The following is a 15,051-nucleotide window of genomic DNA, read 5'->3' as shown; positions in this document are numbered from 1 at the left end:
AAACCCCGGACCTGGCTGAGCCTCCTTGCTGAGTGCGCCTCGTCCTGAGTTGGCCTGAAGTTCACTCAGTGGATATTGACTCAACCGATCTTGAGTGATTGAGTCATCGTGTGGACGAGAAGCTGCGGGAACGGGCGGAGGTGCACGCCGCGCTGGGCGAACCGGTGCGGTTGGGCATCGTCGAGGATCTGGTCGCCTCCGATCGCTCCCCGGGCGAGCTCGCCGAGCGGCACCACCTCAGCTCCAGCCTGCTGGCCCACCACCTCGACACCCTGGAGCGGGTGGGGCTGATCGAGCGCCGCCCCTCCTCGGGTGACGCTCGGCGCCGCTACGTCACCCTCGACCCGCGACGCCTCGACTCCCTCCTGGTCGGCCCCACCGTGGCTGATGACCGCATCGTGTTCGTCTGCACCCACAACTCGGCGCGTTCGCAGCTGGCTGCGGCTCTCTGGACCCGCACCACCGGGGCCCCCGCCGACAGCGCCGGCACCCACCCCGCCGAGCGGGTCCACCCGGGCGCGGTCGCCGCCGCCCGACGAGCGGGGCTCGACCTCTCCGACGCCCGACCCCGGCTCCTCGATCCCGCCCAGCTCCACGACACCACCGTCGTGACCGTGTGCGACCAGGCCCACGAGGAGCTCGACCCCGAGACGACCTGGTTGCACTGGTCGATCCCCGATCCCGTCCCCCTGGGAACCGATGCGGCCTTCGAGGACGCCCTGACGGCCCTCGAAGGCCGCATCGGTGCACTCACGAGCCCCCCACCCACCCCGTAGGAGCCCCACCATGTCCGATGCCACCGAGCTCACCACCGAGCAACAGCTCATGCTCCGCGAGGGTGCCCGGCGGATCAGCCAGGAGTTCTCGGGCGTCTTCTCGCCGGAGACGATCGAGCGCTACCTGGACGACTCTCGCGACCAGCTCCTGGCGCGCGCCAGGTTCACCGAATGGCTCCCCATACTCATCGAGCGTTTCGCCCGTGAGCGTCTTCGGGCCCTGGCCCGACTCGAGGTCGGCACCCCCGACCGGCCCGCCGTCCTCTTCCTGTGCGTGCACAACGCCGGACGTTCGCAGATGGCGGCCGGTTGGCTGCGCCACCTGGCCGGCGACCAGATCGACGTGTTCTCCGGCGGGTCGGACCCCGGCAGCCAGATCAACCCGGCAGCCGTCGAGGCCATGGCCGAGATCGGGGTCGACATCGCCGACGAGTCCCCCAAGCCCTGGACCGACGAGATCGCCCGCGCCGCCGACGTCATCATCACCATGGGTTGCGGCGACGCCTGCCCGATCTTCCCCGGCAAGCGCTACGAGGACTGGGTCCTCGAGGACCCCGCCGGCCAGTCCGTCGCCATGGTCCGCGGTGTGCGCGACGACATCGGCCGTCGGGTCCGCGAGCTGATGGCCAGCCTCGACGTCCCGACGATGGCATGAGGGTGAGCCCCGCCTGATCCGACGCCAGGACCTCAGGGGCTGAGCCGTTCGCGCCGCCAGCCGTCGGCCGCGGGCTCGTAGCGGATGCGATCGTGGAGGCGGGCCGGTCGGCCCTGCCAGAACTCGAACTCGACCGGCACGATCCGATAGCCGCCCCAGTGGGGCGGACGGGGCACGTCGATGCCGTCGAAGCAGGCCTCGGCCTCGGCCACCCACGCCTCGAGGGTGGCTCGATCGTCGATGGCCTCGCTCTGGCGCGACGCCCATGCCCCGATCTGGGCGCTGCGGGGCCGGGTGGCGAAGTAGGCGTCGGACTCCTCGACAGTCACCCGTTCGACCCCGCCAACGGCTCGTACCTGGCGGGAGACGAGGTTCCACGGGAAGCACACGGCCGCCTTGGGGTGCCCGTCGAGCTCGTGGCCCTTGCGGCTCTCGTAGTTGGTGAAGAACACGAAGCCATGGTCGAGCTCCTTGAGCAGCACGTGGCGGGCCGACGGCATGCCGTCGGCGCCGACCGAGGCCACCACCATGGCCTCGGGCTCGTGCAGGCCCACCTCGAGGCACTGGTCCATCCACCGGCGGAACTGCTCGAAGGGATCGTCGGCGAGCAGGTCGTCGACCAGACCTTCGGCCTGCCAACGGGTTCTGACCTGCTCGAAGGCGTCGCCCATGCCCGCAGTCAACCCCATGCCCACGGTGCCTGCCCAGCCCTGAACGACACCGATGCCCGGGCAAGAGGTCCCGAACAGCCCGGCTCGGCGTCAGGCGATGGCGACCGACCACCCGATGGCCGCGGCCCCCACCCCGCCGCCGACGGAGACCATCGCCCAGCCCAGGGCGGCCCCCACCCCGTCGTGGGCGCCTTCGCCCTCGAGCATGTTGACGATCTCGGCCATGAGGGTGGAGAAGGTGGTGAAGGCCCCGCAGAACCCGACGACCACCGCCAGGCGCAGGTCGCGGTCGAGTCCCTCTTCGAACGCGGTGCCCACGAGGAAGCCCACGACGAGCGAGCCCGCCACGTTGGCCAGGAGCACGCCGGCTGACGGACCCGGCCCGACCGTGCGTCGCAGGGCGACGTCGAGGAGGTGGCGGCACACGGCCCCCAGCGCGCCGGCGAGACCCACGACGACGACGGTCACGCCTCGGCCCTCCACCACGACCGCCCCAGGGCCAGACCGCCGATCATGGCCAGCACCCCGAGCACCAACGACACGACGAGGTAGGCGGCACCGACCCAGAAATGCTGCAGGCGGACGAGGGTGACCACCTCGACCGACATGGTGGAGAAGGTGGTGAGGGCACCGAGCAGCCCGGTGCCGAGCAAGGCGTGGGCCAGGGCCCGGCGGCGCCGTTCGAGCAGGGCCACGATCACCAGCGCCAACACGAACGCGCCCACGAGGTTCACGACCAGGGTCGTGGTGGGGAAGCGGTCCGGCCGGATGGGCCAGGTGCTCACCACCGCCCACCGCAGCCAGGTGCCGAGCGCCCCGCCGACGGCGACGGCCAGCACCCGCGCCGGTGTGGTGCGCACGGCCAGACGCTCAGCGGATCTCGGTGGCGCCGCGCAGGTAGGGGTGCAGGACCTCGGGCACCCGCACCGAGCCGTCGGGTTGGCGGTGCGTCTCCACCACTGCGGCCCAGACGCGGGGGACGGCGAGGGCCGAGCCGTTGAGGGTGTGCACCACCTCGGTGCCCTTGCCCTCGCTCGGCCGGAAGCGGATGTTGGCCCGCCGGGCCTGGTAGTCGCTGAACCACGACACCGACGACACCTCCAGCCACTGGTCGACACCGGGGGCGTAGACCTCGATGTCGAAGGTGCGGGCGGCGGAGTTGCCGAGGTCGCCGGCGCACAGGTCGAGGACCCGGTAGGTGAGGCCCAGCTCGGCGATGAGGCCCTCGGCCCGGGCCAGGATCTCGGCGTGCATGTCGGCCGCTTGCGCCGGTGTGGTGTAGGCGAGGATCTCGACTTTGTCGAACTCGTGCACCCGCAACAGGCCACGCGTGTCACGTCCGGCCGATCCGGCCTCGCGCCGGAAGCACGGGGTGTAGGCCATGAGCCGCATGGGCAGGTCGGCCTCGGCGAGCACCTCGTCGCGGGCCAGCGAGGTGAGGGGCACCTCGGCGGTGGGGATGGCCCACAGGTCGTCGCGCTCGAGGTGGTAGGCGTCGTCGGCGAACTTGGGCAGGTGGCCGGTGCTCACCATGGTCTCGGTGAGCACCACGGTGGGCGGGCGGACCTCCTCGAACGCATCGCTGTTGCGGTCGAGCGCGGCCTGGCAGAGGGCCCGCGCCAGGGTGGCGCCCTGCTTGCGGAACATTGTGAACATGGCCCCGGAGAGCTTCACGCCACGCTCGAGGTCCAAGATGCCGAGGTCGGTGCCGATGTCCCAGTGGGGCACGCGCTGGTGAGCGGCCCACGCGGCGGGGTCGTCGCCGGGGCCCACGACCTTCACCGTGGGGTTGTCGGCGGGACCGCCGCCGTCGGGCACGTCGGCGGCCGGCAGGTTGGGGATGCGCAACAGCAGGTCGCGGACCCGCGCCGAGAGCTCGTCGGCCTCGGCCGTGAGCCGCTTCTCGAGCTCGCCCAGCTCGCGACTCTCGGCCTGCCTGGCCTCGGCCGCGGCCACGTCACCGTCGCGGCGCAGCATCCCGACCTGTTTGGAGAGGGCGTTGACCTGCGAGCGCAGCCCGTCGCGCTCGGCGGACAGCAGGCGGGCCTGCTCGTCGAGGCGGTGGACCTCGGTCACCTCGTCGGTGCCATCGCCCCGGCGAGCCAACGCCGCGGTCACGGCATCGAGATCGGTGCGGATGCGGCGGATGTCGATCACGGGGGCGACGATACCGCCCCGACGGTGAGGGGCCTGCGGGCCGGGGCTCCTGGCCGACCCCGCGATGGCGAGGCGATGGGGACGTCCGGGTAGCGTCGGCGCGTGCGCCCCGATCGACCAGCGACCCCGGCGGTGGAGGTGCTCGACCTCGTCGTCGACCACGGCTCGCTGCGAGCCGTCGACCACCTGACCTTCCGGGCTCACCGCGGCGAGGTGACGGCGCTGTTGGGCCCGAACGGCGCCGGCAAGACCACCACGGTCGAGACCCTCGAGGGCTACCGACGCCCGTCCGGCGGCGTGGTCCGCGTGCTCGGGTGCGACCCCGTGGCCGAACACCGAGCCGTGGTGGGCCGCATCGGGGTGATGCTCCAGTCGGGTGGGGTGTACACGGGCATCCGGGTCGAAGAGGCCGTGCGCCTGTTCGCCGCCTACTACGCCGAGCCCGAGGACGCCGAGGAGCTCCTCGGGCGGGTCGGCCTCCGCGAGCGGCGGCGGGCCACGTGGAAGCAGCTCTCCGGCGGTGAGCAGCAGCGCCTCTCCCTGGCCCTCGCCCTGGTGGGCCGACCGGAGGTGGTGTTCCTCGACGAGCCCACGGCCGGCATCGACCCGAGCGGCCGCCAGGTGATCCGCCAGGTGGTCCGCGACCTGCGGGCCGAGGGGGTGTGCGTGGTGCTCACCACCCACGACCTCGACGAGGCGGCGCGCCTGGCCGACCAGGTCGTGATCATCGACCACGGCCGCCTGCTGGCCGAGGGCACCCCCCACGACCTCATGAACGACGACGGTGGCGCGCAGGTGCGCTTCGGGGCCCCGGGCGGGCTGGACATCACCTCCCTCTCCGCCCACCTCGACGCCCGGGTCACCGAGGTGACGCCGGGCGAGTACCTGGTCGACGCCCCGCCGGCGCCGGCGACCGTGGCCGCCCTGACCGCATGGCTGGCCGAACACGACGCGCCCCTGGCCGACCTGCGGGCCGGGCGCCAATCGCTCGAGGACGTCTTCTTGCGCCTCACCGCCGACGCCGGCCGCGACCGCGAACCGGACCCGGACCCGGACCCGCCCGGGCGCGGAGCACGACGGAGGTCACGCCGGTGAACGCCCTCACCGCTCAGACCCGCACCGAGCTCACCCTCAGCCTCCGCAACGGCGAGCAGGTGCTGGTCAGCCTGGCCATCCCACTGCTGTTGCTCGTCTTCTTCTCCCTCGTCGACGTGTTGCCCCTCCCCGACGGGGTCGACGAGGCGGTGGCCTTCCTCACGCCGGGCGTGCTGGCCTTGGCCGTCATGTCCAGCGCCATGGTGAGCCTGGGCATCGGCACCGGCTTCGAGCGCCAGTACGGCGTGCTCAAACGCCTCGGCTCCACCCCGCTGGGTCGGGGCCGATGGGTGGCGGCCAAGATCGCCATGGTCCTGGCCCTGCTGGTGCTGCAGGTGCTGGCGCTGGTGGTGGCCGCGCTGTTGCTCGGCTGGTCGCCGGGCGGCACGCCGCCGCTGGCGGTCCCCGCCATCGTGCTGGGGGCGGCGGCGTTCGGTGGCATAGGGCTGTTGATGGCCGGCACCCTCAAGGGGACGGTGACGTTGGCTGCGGCCAACGGGCTGTACCTGGTGCTGTTGCTCCTCGGTGGCATGGTCGTGCCCCTCACCGAGCTGCCCGGCCCGCTGGCCGCCTTCGGTGGAGCCCTGCCCTCGGGGGCGCTGAGCGAAGTGCTGCAGAGCTGCCTGCGCGACGGCGCTCCCTCGGCGGGATCGTCGTGGGTGGTGCTCGGCGTCTGGGCGGTGCTGGCGCCGGCCGCGGCCGTGCGCTGGTTCCGCTGGGAGGCCTGACCGGCGCCGTCCGGGCGTGTTCCAGGGCTGCGGCCGCGGCGGCCTGTGTCGGTGCCACCGCAGGGTGAGCCCCAGGGCCACGACGCGGTCGCGGTGACACTGACGGTCGGCCCCGACGAGGTCGACGGTGTGGCGGTACGCCTCGCGTCCGCACCCGGGCCTGGCGCACCGAACCAGGCCACGGAGACGTGGACCGAGCGCCCGGCCCGCTGCGTGGGCAGGAGGCCGGGACCTGGCTCAGGCGATGGCCCGACTCAGGCGGCGGTTCGAATCGGATCCCCGTCCCGCCCAGATCCGATGTCCGGGGCGGACCCCCCAGTCCGGGTCACGTCCCCGGCTGGGTCGAGGCCTCGACTGGGTCAGGCGCCGGTCTGGCCCGGCTCGACGTCCTGGGCGCCCGGCCACCAGATGCGGAAGGCGGTGAGCATCCCGAGGTACACCAGCACCGCGGTGATGAGCCCGGCGTAGAAGGCCCAGGTGAGGATGGGCTTGTCGAACTTGAGGTGCATGAAGATCCAGGCCACGGCGAAGAACTTGACCGCCATGAGGATGAGCAGCACGGGCACCAGCATCGGGCCGGACCACAGCACGAAGTCGACCTCGACGACGGCGACCTCGAGCGCGGTCAGCACGGCCAGGAAGACGGCCGTGAGCACGTAGACCTTGTCGCGGGAGTACGGCTTCTCTGCGCCGTCGAGCAGCTCGGTGGGGACCGGGTCGTGGGTGGAGACGGTGGTCACTGACGTGCTCCTACGGGATGAGGTAGACGATCGCGAAGATCAGGATCCACACGATGTCGACGAAGTGCCAGTACAGGCCGACGACCTCGACGGTCTCGGACCTGTGCTCGGGGAGGCGCCCACGGATCGAGAGCATGACGAGCACGACCAGCATGATGATGCCGACCGTGACGTGGACCCCGTGGAAGCCGGTGAGCGTGTAGAAGGCGGAGCTGAAACGGCTGGTGGTGAAGCCGAGGCCCTCACGGTAGAAGGCGGTGAACTCGTAGATCTGACCGGCCACGAAGGTCGAGCCGAGCAGCGCGGTGGAGCCGAGCCAGATGCGCATGCGGTGATGGTCGCCCCGCTCGATGGCGGACACGGCGAGCACCATGGTGAGCGAGCTCATCAGCAGCACGAACGACGACGCCGACGTGAAGGGGATGTCGAACAGGTCGGCACCCGAGGGGCCCTCGAGCGGGTTCTTGTACAGCAGGTAGGTGCTGATCAGCCCGCCGAAGAGCAGGCACTCCGAGGCCAGGAACAACCACATCGCCAACTTGGTGTTGGAGATGCCGGTGTTGGTGTCGTGCTCGATGTGGGCCACGGGAGCGTGGGCATCGGCTTCGGCCACGGTGGGATGGGCCGTGAGCGGCTCAGCCAACGGTCTCGACCTCCTTGTCGGCGGCGACCTCGTCGTCGGCCTCTTCGCTCACGTCGGCGGGAGCCACCTCACCGCCGGAGGCGGAGTGGTCGTCGGGGGCGTGGTCGTCGTCGTGGCCGGCATCGGGATCGTCCGGCGGCTCGAGGGCCCAACCGAAGAGACCGCCGACCGTGATCAGACCACCGATGAGTGCCAGCCAGAGGGTGTAGAGCAGGCCGTAGCCGACGATGGGCAGGCCGATGGCCACGACCAGAGGCCAGTAGGAAGGCGACGGCAGGTGGATGCCCTTGCCGTCGGTGCGCTTCTGGACGACGTCGTCGGTGGCGGCGATGCGCACGAGCTGGCCGTCCTTGGTCTCGCCGTACTTGCGGTACCAGAAGTCGTCGACCCGGCTGACGGTGGGGATGGGGTCGAAGTTGTAGAACGGCACCGGCGAGGGGGTCATCCACTCGATGGTGCGCGAATCCCACGGGTCGGCACCCACCGCGGGGAGGGACTTGGCCTTGGCCTTGCTGTAGAAGATGTTGAACAAGAAGATGGCCACGCTGGTCGCCAGGACGAACGACCCGATGGTGGCGACCTTGTTCCACAGCTCGAAGCCGTAGCCCTGGTCGTAGGTGTAGATGCGTCGGCTCATGCCCTGCAGGCCGAGCACGTGCATGGGTGCGAAGGTGAGGTTGAAGCCCAGCAGCATCAACCAGAAGTTCCCCTTGCCGATCTTCTCGTTGAGCAGGTAGCCGAAGACCTTGGGCCAGTAGTAGTAGAAGGCCCCGACGAAGCCGAAGAAGGCGCCGCCGAACAGCACGTAGTGGAAGTGGGCGACGATGTAGTAGGTGTCGGTCTGCTGGGTGTCGGCGGGGGCCACCGCGTGGGTGACGCCGGACAGGCCACCGATGGTGAACATGGTGACCAGGCCGATGGAGAACAGCATCGGGCTGGTGAACTGCAACTTGCCGCCCCACATGGTGGCGGTCCAGTTCAGGATCTTCACACCCGTCGGCACGGCGATGAACATCGTGGTGAGGGCGAAGGTGGTGACCGAGATGGGCCCGATGCCCGAGACGAACATGTGGTGGGCCCACACGCCGAAGCCCATGAAGCCGATGGCCACGCCCGAGAAGACGATGAACGGGTAGCCGAAGATGGGCTTGCGGGAGAACGTGGGCAGCATCTCCGACACCAGGCCGAAGGCGGGCAGGATCATCAGGTACACCTCGGGGTGACCGAAGATCCAGAACAGGTGCTGCCACAGCAGCGGGTTGGCGCCCTTGGCGACGTTGAAGAAGTTGGCGTCGAAGAGGCGGTCCATCATGAGCAGGACCTGGGCGACGGTGAGCACCGGGATGGCGAACAGCAACAGGAACTGGGTGACCAGGGTCATCCAGGTGAACACCGGCATGCGCATGAGGCTCATGCCCGGGGCCCGCAGGTTGAGCACCGTGGTGATGAGGTTCACCGCACCGGTGAGCGACCCGATGCCCGTCATGATGAGGCCGAGGTTCCAGAAGTCGATGCCGTTGCTCGGCGAGAAGATCACGCCGTTGTTGGGGGCGTAGTTGAACCAGCCGCCGTCGGCCCCGCCGCCGAGGAACCAGCTGGTGTTGAGGAAGATGCCGCCGGTGAGGAAGATCCAGTAGCTGAACGCGTTGATGCGCGGGAAGGCGACGTCTCGGGCGCCGATCTGCAGGGGCATCAGGTAGTTGGCGAACGCCGCACCGATGGGCATCACCACCAGGAAGATCATGGTGGTGCCGTGCATGGTGAAGACCTGGTTGTACAGGTCGGCCGAGAGCAGCGTGCCGCGGGGGGCCCACAGCTGGACCCGGATGAGCAGGGCCTCGATGCCACCCACCAACAAGAAGAACAGGGCGGTGGCGCCGTACATGACGCCGATCTTCTTGTGGTCGACGGTGGTCACCCACGACCGCCAGCCCTTGGTGGTGTTGGGGCGGGCGAAGACGCCGCCCGGGCGGTAGGTCGGCTCGCCGCCGCCCGAGGGCAGCGCGAGCTGGGTGGAATCAGACATGGCCATGGGGTGCTCCGGAAGCGGCGAGGGAAGCGGAGGAGGTCGTCGTCACGGTGGGGCGGGAGGTCACGGGCGCTAGTTGAGCGTGTAGAGGTAGGCGACCAGCTTGTCGATCTGGTCCTCGGTGAGCCCGAGGTCGGGCATGCCCCGGCCCTCGTCGGCGGCGGCCGGCTTGAGCGCCGGGGCGTTGCGCAGCCAGTCCTCGAGGATGCCGCGGTTGACCCGCCCTTCGTCGACGGGCCCGCCGGTGAGGGCCTCACCCGGGTCTCCGGGGTTGGCCACCTCTTCGGGGTTGCCGCCGATGGGCTCACCGTCGGGGGCGTAGAGGTTGAAGATCGACCCGGCGAAGGTGCCTCGGGTCATGAGGTGGGTGAGGTCGGGCGCCACACCCGCCACCAAGGGCACGTCCTCGGGATCGCTGACCCCGTCGACGAGGTGGCAGGCGGCGCACTGCTGGGTGAAGATCTCACGCCCCTCGGCAGCGTCGGGATCGGTCGGCTCCGCCGACTTGTCGGTGAGCTGGTTCTCGAGCCAGGCGTCGTAGGTGTCCTGGGACACCGAGCGCACCAGCATCCGCATGTTGGCGTGCGACAGACCGCAGAACTCGGTGCACTGGCCCAGGAAGACGCCTTCGACGTCGGCCTCGAGCTTGATGGGGTTCAAGAGGTTGGGCACGGCGTCCTTCTTGCCGTTGAGGCCCGGGATCCAGAACGAGTGGATGACGTCGTTGGAGGTGGTGACGATCTCGATCTCGCGGCCGACGGGCACCACCAGCTCACCGGCGGTGGTGAGGTCCTCGGGGCCCTCGAAGTTGCCGTCGTTGTTCAGGTCGTAGTGGAAGCTCCACCAGAACTGCTGGCCGACGACCTTGACCGGGATGGCGTCGTCGGCGCGCTTGTCGAGGTTGATGATGGTGATGACCGTGCCCACGGCCACGCCGGCGAGGATGAGGGCCGGGAGGATGGTCCAGCCGATCTCGAGGCCGGTGCGCCCGTGGACCTGCTCGGGGAACTGCTCGGGATCGTCGTCGTCGCGCTGGCGGAACTTCATGATGATGAAGCCGATCGCCCCGAAGACCCCGACGAACACGATGCCGGCCACGAGGAAGACGGGCCACACCAGGTTCTGGATGTCCTGGGCGGCCGGTCCCTCCGGGCGCAGCGTGGTGAGCGGCTTGCCATCGTTGAGGAAGCTGTCGATGATCAGCACCACGAAGAGCACGGTCACGACCACGAGGGTCACGACCTGCAGGATCCGGACGAGGACGGAACGGCGGGGCATTTACTCTCCTCCGAGGGCGGTGACGGCCTCGACGTGGGACGAGGGGATCGGGCCCGAACCAACGACCTCGACACGAGTACGACCGGCGATGACGCAGTTGAAGTGTCGCCCACGGGCCGACTGCCGCGCCATTCCGGGCACGGGTCCGCGGACGCAGAGCGAAGGGGTTGCCGCGAGGACGGTCATGAGGGGCCGACCACCAGCGGAGCCAAGCCGGATTCGGTGGCGCCGCCGGTCTCCTCGGCGCCGTGCTCGCCGCCGTGGTGCTCGAAGTCGCGCTCTCCGGCGACGGCTCCGATGACACCCCCGGCGATGACCAGCAGCGCTCCGGCAACCACGAGGCCGGTGACCACGTAGCGGCCCGACTTCGGCACGAGAGCGAGCAGGATGGTGATGCCGAAGATCACGGTGGCGATGACCGAGAACACGATCACCGAGCCGGTCTTGGAGACCGCCAGCAGCACCCGGGAGACGCCGAGCACGACGATGGCGATGGCGACGACGGACACGATCGGGAGGCGCAGCGGGTCGATGAAGCGGTGGTAGAGCTCGGCGTTGGTGGTGTCGTCGCCGGTGGCCCGCTCGGCCCAGGCCCGCAGCATCCAGGTGAGGCCGACGGCCACGAGGGTGGCGACGGCGGCCAGGGCCAGGCCGGTGTTGGCCGTGCTGGTGCCGATGAGCGCCACGACGACGGCGACCGCGGCGATGGCCGGGAGGTAGTTCATGCCGGCCGGAGCCCGGGTGAGGGGCACGCTCTCGGCCCTCAAGACTTCGGCGTCGGCCTCGGGGTCGGCGTCGCGGAAGGCCACGAGGATGCCGGCGAGCCCGGCGGAGACCCCGAACAGGCCGACGAAGAGGGTGTAGGCGACGTGGTTGCCGACGCCGCCCTTCCAGCCCATGGTGAGCGGGCCGAGCACCCGGTCGATGGGGGCTTGGGCCTCGCTGGAGAAGCCGACCACGAAGGCGGCGACCAGCGAGAAGACCGCCAGGCCGGCGAAGAACCGGAAGGCAGGGGTGAAGGCGCGGGATCGGAGCATCAGTGGCCTACTTGGTGATGTAGATGGCGAGCCAGATGACGAAGAAGATGGCGACCTGTGCGTGCCAGGCCAGGGCGGCGGCGGACACGCCGTCGTGCTGGCGGCTGGTGTACTGGCCGGCCAGGGCCCGGAAGGACATCAGCGCCAGGAAGACCATGGTGCCGATGAGGAACGCCAGGTGGCCGCCGGTGATGGCGTAGAGCAGCACGCCCTGGGGGCTGGCGGCGATCTCGAGCTCCATGATGCTGTAGAGGTAGGTGGTCATCACGATGACCATGAACCCGAAGAGCATGGTGAGGCCGAGCGCCATGTAGGCGTTGATCCGGTCGTCGCGGGCGATGGCGTAGACCGCCCACTGCACCGCCACCGACCCCATGAGCAGGGTGGACAGCATGATGTTGGGCTGGCTCAGCGGGATGGTGACGCCGTCGGGGAGCCAGGTGTCGCCGGCGGCCAGCACGGCGCCGCGCTGGGTGAGGTAGACGCCGAGCATCCCCAGCAGCACCATGATGGCGGCGGCCGAGGCGAAGGCGGTGCCCACCATCAGCACCCGGGGCCGCTGCAGGGGCGGGGCCGGGGGAAGGGCGTGGGTGGCGGCTTCCATGCTCAGGCCTCCTGGGTCTCGGGCGCGTCGAGCAGCGGCTCGGAGGATCGGACGACGGCCAGCTCACCGAAGTTGCCGGGCACGGGGGGTGAGGCGGTGGCCCACTCGAGGGTCTGGCCGGTGCCCCAGGCATCGTCGGCGGGGGTGTCGCCGGATGCGGTGAGCAGGGCGCCGATGGTGGCGAGCAGGGCCAGGGCCATGAGGGCGGCGCCGGCAACGGCGATGCCGTTGAGGGCGTCGGAGGCGTCGGCCAGGCCGTCGAAGCGGTTGGCGAAGCCGAGTACCAGCAAGGGCAGGCCGGCGAGGGCGCCGCCGCCGAGCACGGCGAGGACCGACAGCTTGGCCAGCGCCTCGTTGGCGAAGCGCCCGCGGAGCTTGGGCGACCAGTAGTAGATGCCGGCCATGCCGCCGGCCAGGCCGGCCGCCACGACGAGGGCGAAGTGGCCGGCGGAGAAGGCGCCGGACTGGCGCAGCTCGAGCGGGGTGATGACGTAGAGGGCCCCGGCCACCACGGCGAGGAGGAGCAACAGCACGGCCACGCCGGCGGCGCCCACCGCGGCCTTGGCGGGGGGACGGGCGCCCTTGAGGGTGGCGGCCCAGCCACCCACCAGCAACAGGGTGGGCAGCACGATCAGCAGCGACATGCCGGCCCAGAGGGCCTGGTCGGCGACGTCCGGGTAGAAGAACGGCTGGGCGTAGGCGCCGAAGCTGAGCGCCCCGAAGGCACCGATGCCGAAGAGCACGAAGCCCCGGTTGGCCTGGCGGACGCCGCCGAGCGTGGTGAACACGTCGGTGGTCATGCCGAGCACGGGGATGACGAAGGCGTAGATCTGGGGCTGGCCGACGAGCCAGGAGACCTGGGCCCACTGGTTGTCGGCGAGGCCGAACTCGCTGGGCCCGCCGTAGCGGTGGTCGATGTAGATGAGCAGCACGTTGGCGGCCAGCACCGGGAGGGTGAGCAGCCAGAGCGATCCACCGACGAGGGTGGCCCAGGTGGTGGCGGGGACCCGGTCGAGGCTCATGCCGGGGGTGCGCAGCGTGATGGCGGTGGTGAGCAGGCAGATGGTGGCGACCATCAAGGCGAAGACGAGGCCCAGCAGCGAGGCGAGCATCATGTCGTTGGCTTCGATGCGCCCCCCGCCGAAGCCGCCGTCGATGGTGTTGGCCACGACGAGGACGCCGGCCGAGATCAGCCAGGTCCAGAAGGCCATGGCTGCGGCTCGGGGGAAGGCGAGGGTGTTGGCGCCGACCTGCAGCGGGACCACCAGGGTGGCGATGCCGAGCAGGAGGGGCACGACGACCAGCAGCACCAGGCCGACGCGGCCGAGGGTGAACATGGTGAAGGCGGCATCCGCGCTGAACACGTCGGCGTCGCCGATCTCGTGGACGCCGACGAGGGCGGTGAGGACCCAGCCGGCGATGCCGAGCAGGAGGGCGGCACCGATCCACATGCGCCCGAGGGTCGTGTGGTCGCCGGTGCCGAACACCGTGTTCGGCGATGTCGTGATCGCCGACGCTTCCGCCTCGGGTGCGACCTCGGGTCTCGTGTCGGTTATGGCCATAGCTGTGGGGACCTCGCTCGAGCGACTGCACTCGGGCCGGTTCGGGGACCGGCGGCACCAGACCGAGCGTCCGAGGACGCGGTACGGCGATGGACTCTACACACGGGGATAAGGGCGATCGAAAACGCCTGGGAGCACCCGATGGGGCTCACAGGCCGTTGCGAACCAGCACGTCGAGGGCCATGGCCCCGAACAGCAAGGTCACGTAGGTGATGGAGAAGGTGAACAGGCGCATGGCGACCGCGCTCGAGCCGGTGCGCAGCAGCTGCACGGCGAGGGCGGTGAACACCGCACCGAGCACGACGGCGGACACGACGTAGATCCACCCCACGCCGGCGACGGGCGCGAAGACGAGCGTCAGGGCCCAGACGAGCACCGTGTAGGCCAGGATCTGGATCGAGGTGTCCCGGAAGGTGGCGACCGACGGCAGCATGGGCACGTCCGCGGCGGAGTAGTCGTCCTTGTAGCGGATGGCGAGGGCCCAGAAGTGCGGCGGGGTCCAGAAGAAGATGATGGCGAACAGCACCACGGGGGGCCACGCCAGCGAGTCGGTGACGGCGGACCACCCGATGAGCACCGGTGCCGCGCCGGCGGCGCCGCCGATGACGATGTTGCTGGTCGAGCGGCGCTTGAGCCAGAGCGTGTAGACGAACACGTAGAACAGGCAGGCGGCCACGGCCAGCACCGCGCTCAGCAGGTTCACGAACAGCCAGAGCCAGGCGAAGGCGACCACCTCGAGCCCGACGGCGAAGGTGAGGGCGGCCCGGGGGGTGAGCACCCCGGTGACGAGGGGGCGCTTCGCGGTGCGCTTCATCAACGCGTCGATGTCGCGGTCGACGTACATGTTGATGGCGTTGGCCCCGCCGGCGGAGAAGGTGCCGCCGATGACGGTGGCCGCCATCAGCCACACCGACGGGAGCCCCTCCTCGGCCACGATCATGGTGGGGACGGTGGTGATGAGGAGCAGTTCGATGATGCGGGGCTTGGTGAGCGCCACATAGCCCTGCAGACGCGTACGGAATGAGGCTCGCGCCGCAGTCTTCATCGCACACCGATGGTAGGTCGCCCCCCTCTCG

At 70.2% G+C, this 15,051-nt stretch carries 16 protein-coding genes; 4 read left to right on the top strand and 12 right to left on the bottom strand.

All coding sequences use genetic code 11. The features are described 5' to 3' along the window. Positions 1 to 98: 98 nt before the first annotated feature. Entirely contained in the window at positions 99 to 776 is a 678-nt protein-coding gene (locus LUW87_RS12100) for an arsenate reductase/protein-tyrosine-phosphatase family protein (protein ID WP_232671432.1), read from the top strand. A gap of 10 nt (positions 777 to 786) precedes the next feature. Beyond that, complete coding sequence (locus tag LUW87_RS12095) at positions 787 to 1,431, top strand: arsenate reductase ArsC (RefSeq protein ID WP_232671431.1); 645 nt, start codon at positions 787 to 789, stop codon at positions 1,429 to 1,431. A 32-nt stretch (positions 1,432 to 1,463) separates the two neighbouring features. Here the strand turns inward: LUW87_RS12095 and pdxH are convergent, their stop codons facing one another. The 4 genes from pdxH to serS all read right to left on the bottom strand — a co-directional run bounded on the left by pdxH (position 1,464) and on the right by serS (position 4,259). Beyond that, entirely contained in the window at positions 1,464 to 2,120 is a 657-nt protein-coding gene (pdxH, locus tag LUW87_RS12090; protein WP_232671430.1) for a pyridoxamine 5'-phosphate oxidase, read from the bottom strand. 72 nt (positions 2,121 to 2,192) lie between these two features. Beyond that, positions 2,193 to 2,570 (bottom strand): fluoride efflux transporter FluC, encoded by a 378-nt coding sequence (locus LUW87_RS18850; protein WP_232671429.1) that lies wholly within the window; start codon positions 2,568 to 2,570, stop codon positions 2,193 to 2,195. Further along, positions 2,567 to 2,962 carry a FluC/FEX family fluoride channel gene (locus LUW87_RS12080; RefSeq protein ID WP_232671428.1) on the bottom strand — a complete coding sequence of 132 codons (396 nt, stop codon included), beginning with the start codon at positions 2,960 to 2,962 and terminating at the stop codon, positions 2,567 to 2,569. The genes LUW87_RS18850 and LUW87_RS12080 overlap by 4 nt, the downstream gene beginning before the upstream one ends. 10 nt (positions 2,963 to 2,972) lie before the next feature. Next, positions 2,973 to 4,259 (bottom strand): serine--tRNA ligase, encoded by a 1,287-nt coding sequence (serS, locus tag LUW87_RS12075; RefSeq protein ID WP_232671427.1) that lies wholly within the window; start codon positions 4,257 to 4,259, stop codon positions 2,973 to 2,975. 102 nt (positions 4,260 to 4,361) lie between these two features. Here serS and LUW87_RS19285 point away from each other — a divergent pair, with 102 nt between their 5' ends. Beyond that, positions 4,362 to 5,354: an ABC transporter ATP-binding protein gene (locus LUW87_RS19285; RefSeq protein WP_232671426.1), complete on the top strand. Its 993-nt coding sequence runs from the start codon at positions 4,362 to 4,364 to the stop codon at positions 5,352 to 5,354. Next, entirely contained in the window at positions 5,351 to 6,082 is a 732-nt protein-coding gene (locus LUW87_RS12065; protein ID WP_232671425.1) for an ABC transporter permease, read from the top strand. The genes LUW87_RS19285 and LUW87_RS12065 overlap by 4 nt, the downstream gene beginning before the upstream one ends. Positions 6,083 to 6,441: 359 nt before the next feature. Here the strand turns inward: LUW87_RS12065 and LUW87_RS12060 are convergent, their stop codons facing one another. The 8 genes from LUW87_RS12060 to LUW87_RS12025 form a co-directional block, all read right to left on the bottom strand. Next, positions 6,442 to 6,822 carry a cytochrome C oxidase subunit IV family protein gene (locus LUW87_RS12060; RefSeq protein ID WP_232671424.1) on the bottom strand — a complete coding sequence of 127 codons (381 nt, stop codon included), beginning with the start codon at positions 6,820 to 6,822 and terminating at the stop codon, positions 6,442 to 6,444. A gap of 10 nt (positions 6,823 to 6,832) precedes the next feature. After that, entirely contained in the window at positions 6,833 to 7,465 is a 633-nt protein-coding gene (locus LUW87_RS12055; RefSeq protein ID WP_232671423.1) for a cytochrome c oxidase subunit 3, read from the bottom strand. Continuing rightward, complete coding sequence (gene ctaD / locus LUW87_RS12050; protein WP_232671422.1) at positions 7,458 to 9,491, bottom strand: cytochrome c oxidase subunit I; 2,034 nt, start codon at positions 9,489 to 9,491, stop codon at positions 7,458 to 7,460. Before ctaD ends, LUW87_RS12055 begins: the two co-directional genes overlap by 8 nt. Positions 9,492 to 9,566: 75 nt before the next feature. Beyond that, positions 9,567 to 10,772, bottom strand: coding sequence for a cytochrome c oxidase subunit II (gene coxB / locus LUW87_RS12045; RefSeq protein WP_232671421.1), 1,206 nt, complete (start codon positions 10,770 to 10,772; stop codon positions 9,567 to 9,569). Between the two features lie 182 nt (positions 10,773 to 10,954). After that, positions 10,955 to 11,809, bottom strand: a complete 855-nt coding sequence (locus LUW87_RS12040) for a hypothetical protein (protein ID WP_232671420.1) — start codon at positions 11,807 to 11,809, stop codon at positions 10,955 to 10,957. Positions 11,810 to 11,816: 7 nt separating this feature from the next. Then, positions 11,817 to 12,413, bottom strand: coding sequence for a cytochrome c oxidase subunit 3 (locus tag LUW87_RS12035; RefSeq protein WP_232671419.1), 597 nt, complete (start codon positions 12,411 to 12,413; stop codon positions 11,817 to 11,819). Between the two features lie 2 nt (positions 12,414 to 12,415). Then, a complete protein-coding gene (locus tag LUW87_RS12030; RefSeq protein WP_232671418.1) occupies positions 12,416 to 13,975 on the bottom strand; it encodes a cbb3-type cytochrome c oxidase subunit I in 1,560 nt (519 codons plus the stop codon). A gap of 148 nt (positions 13,976 to 14,123) precedes the next feature. After that, on the bottom strand, positions 14,124 to 15,020 hold the full coding sequence (locus LUW87_RS12025) for a heme o synthase (RefSeq protein ID WP_232671417.1): 897 nt from the start codon (positions 15,018 to 15,020) through the stop codon (positions 14,124 to 14,126). Positions 15,021 to 15,051: the final 31 nt, after the last annotated feature.

The organism is Rhabdothermincola salaria, from assembly GCF_021246445.1.
Lineage (GTDB): Bacteria > Actinomycetota > Acidimicrobiia > Acidimicrobiales > Acidimicrobilacustridaceae > Rhabdothermincola_A > Rhabdothermincola_A salaria.
The sequence above is the reverse complement of the archived record's forward strand: the minus strand, read 5'-3'. Positions and strand labels throughout refer to the sequence as shown.

Excerpts from the sequence above, each read along its gene's own strand:
- LUW87_RS12095 (WP_232671431.1), top strand. The coding sequence starts at position 787 with ATGTCCGATGCCACCGAGCTCACCACCGAGCAACAGCTCATGCTCCGC.
- pdxH (WP_232671430.1), bottom strand. The coding sequence starts at position 2,120 with ATGGGGTTGACTGCGGGCATGGGCGACGCCTTCGAGCAGGTCAGAACC.
- ctaD (WP_232671422.1), bottom strand. The coding sequence starts at position 9,491 with ATGTCTGATTCCACCCAGCTCGCGCTGCCCTCGGGCGGCGGCGAGCCG.
- coxB (WP_232671421.1), bottom strand. The coding sequence starts at position 10,772 with ATGCCCCGCCGTTCCGTCCTCGTCCGGATCCTGCAGGTCGTGACCCTC.
- LUW87_RS12040 (WP_232671420.1), bottom strand. The coding sequence starts at position 11,809 with ATGCTCCGATCCCGCGCCTTCACCCCTGCCTTCCGGTTCTTCGCCGGC.
- LUW87_RS12035 (WP_232671419.1), bottom strand. The coding sequence starts at position 12,413 with ATGGAAGCCGCCACCCACGCCCTTCCCCCGGCCCCGCCCCTGCAGCGG.
- LUW87_RS12030 (WP_232671418.1), bottom strand. The coding sequence starts at position 13,975 with ATGGCCATAACCGACACGAGACCCGAGGTCGCACCCGAGGCGGAAGCG.
- LUW87_RS12025 (WP_232671417.1), bottom strand. The coding sequence starts at position 15,020 with ATGAAGACTGCGGCGCGAGCCTCATTCCGTACGCGTCTGCAGGGCTAT.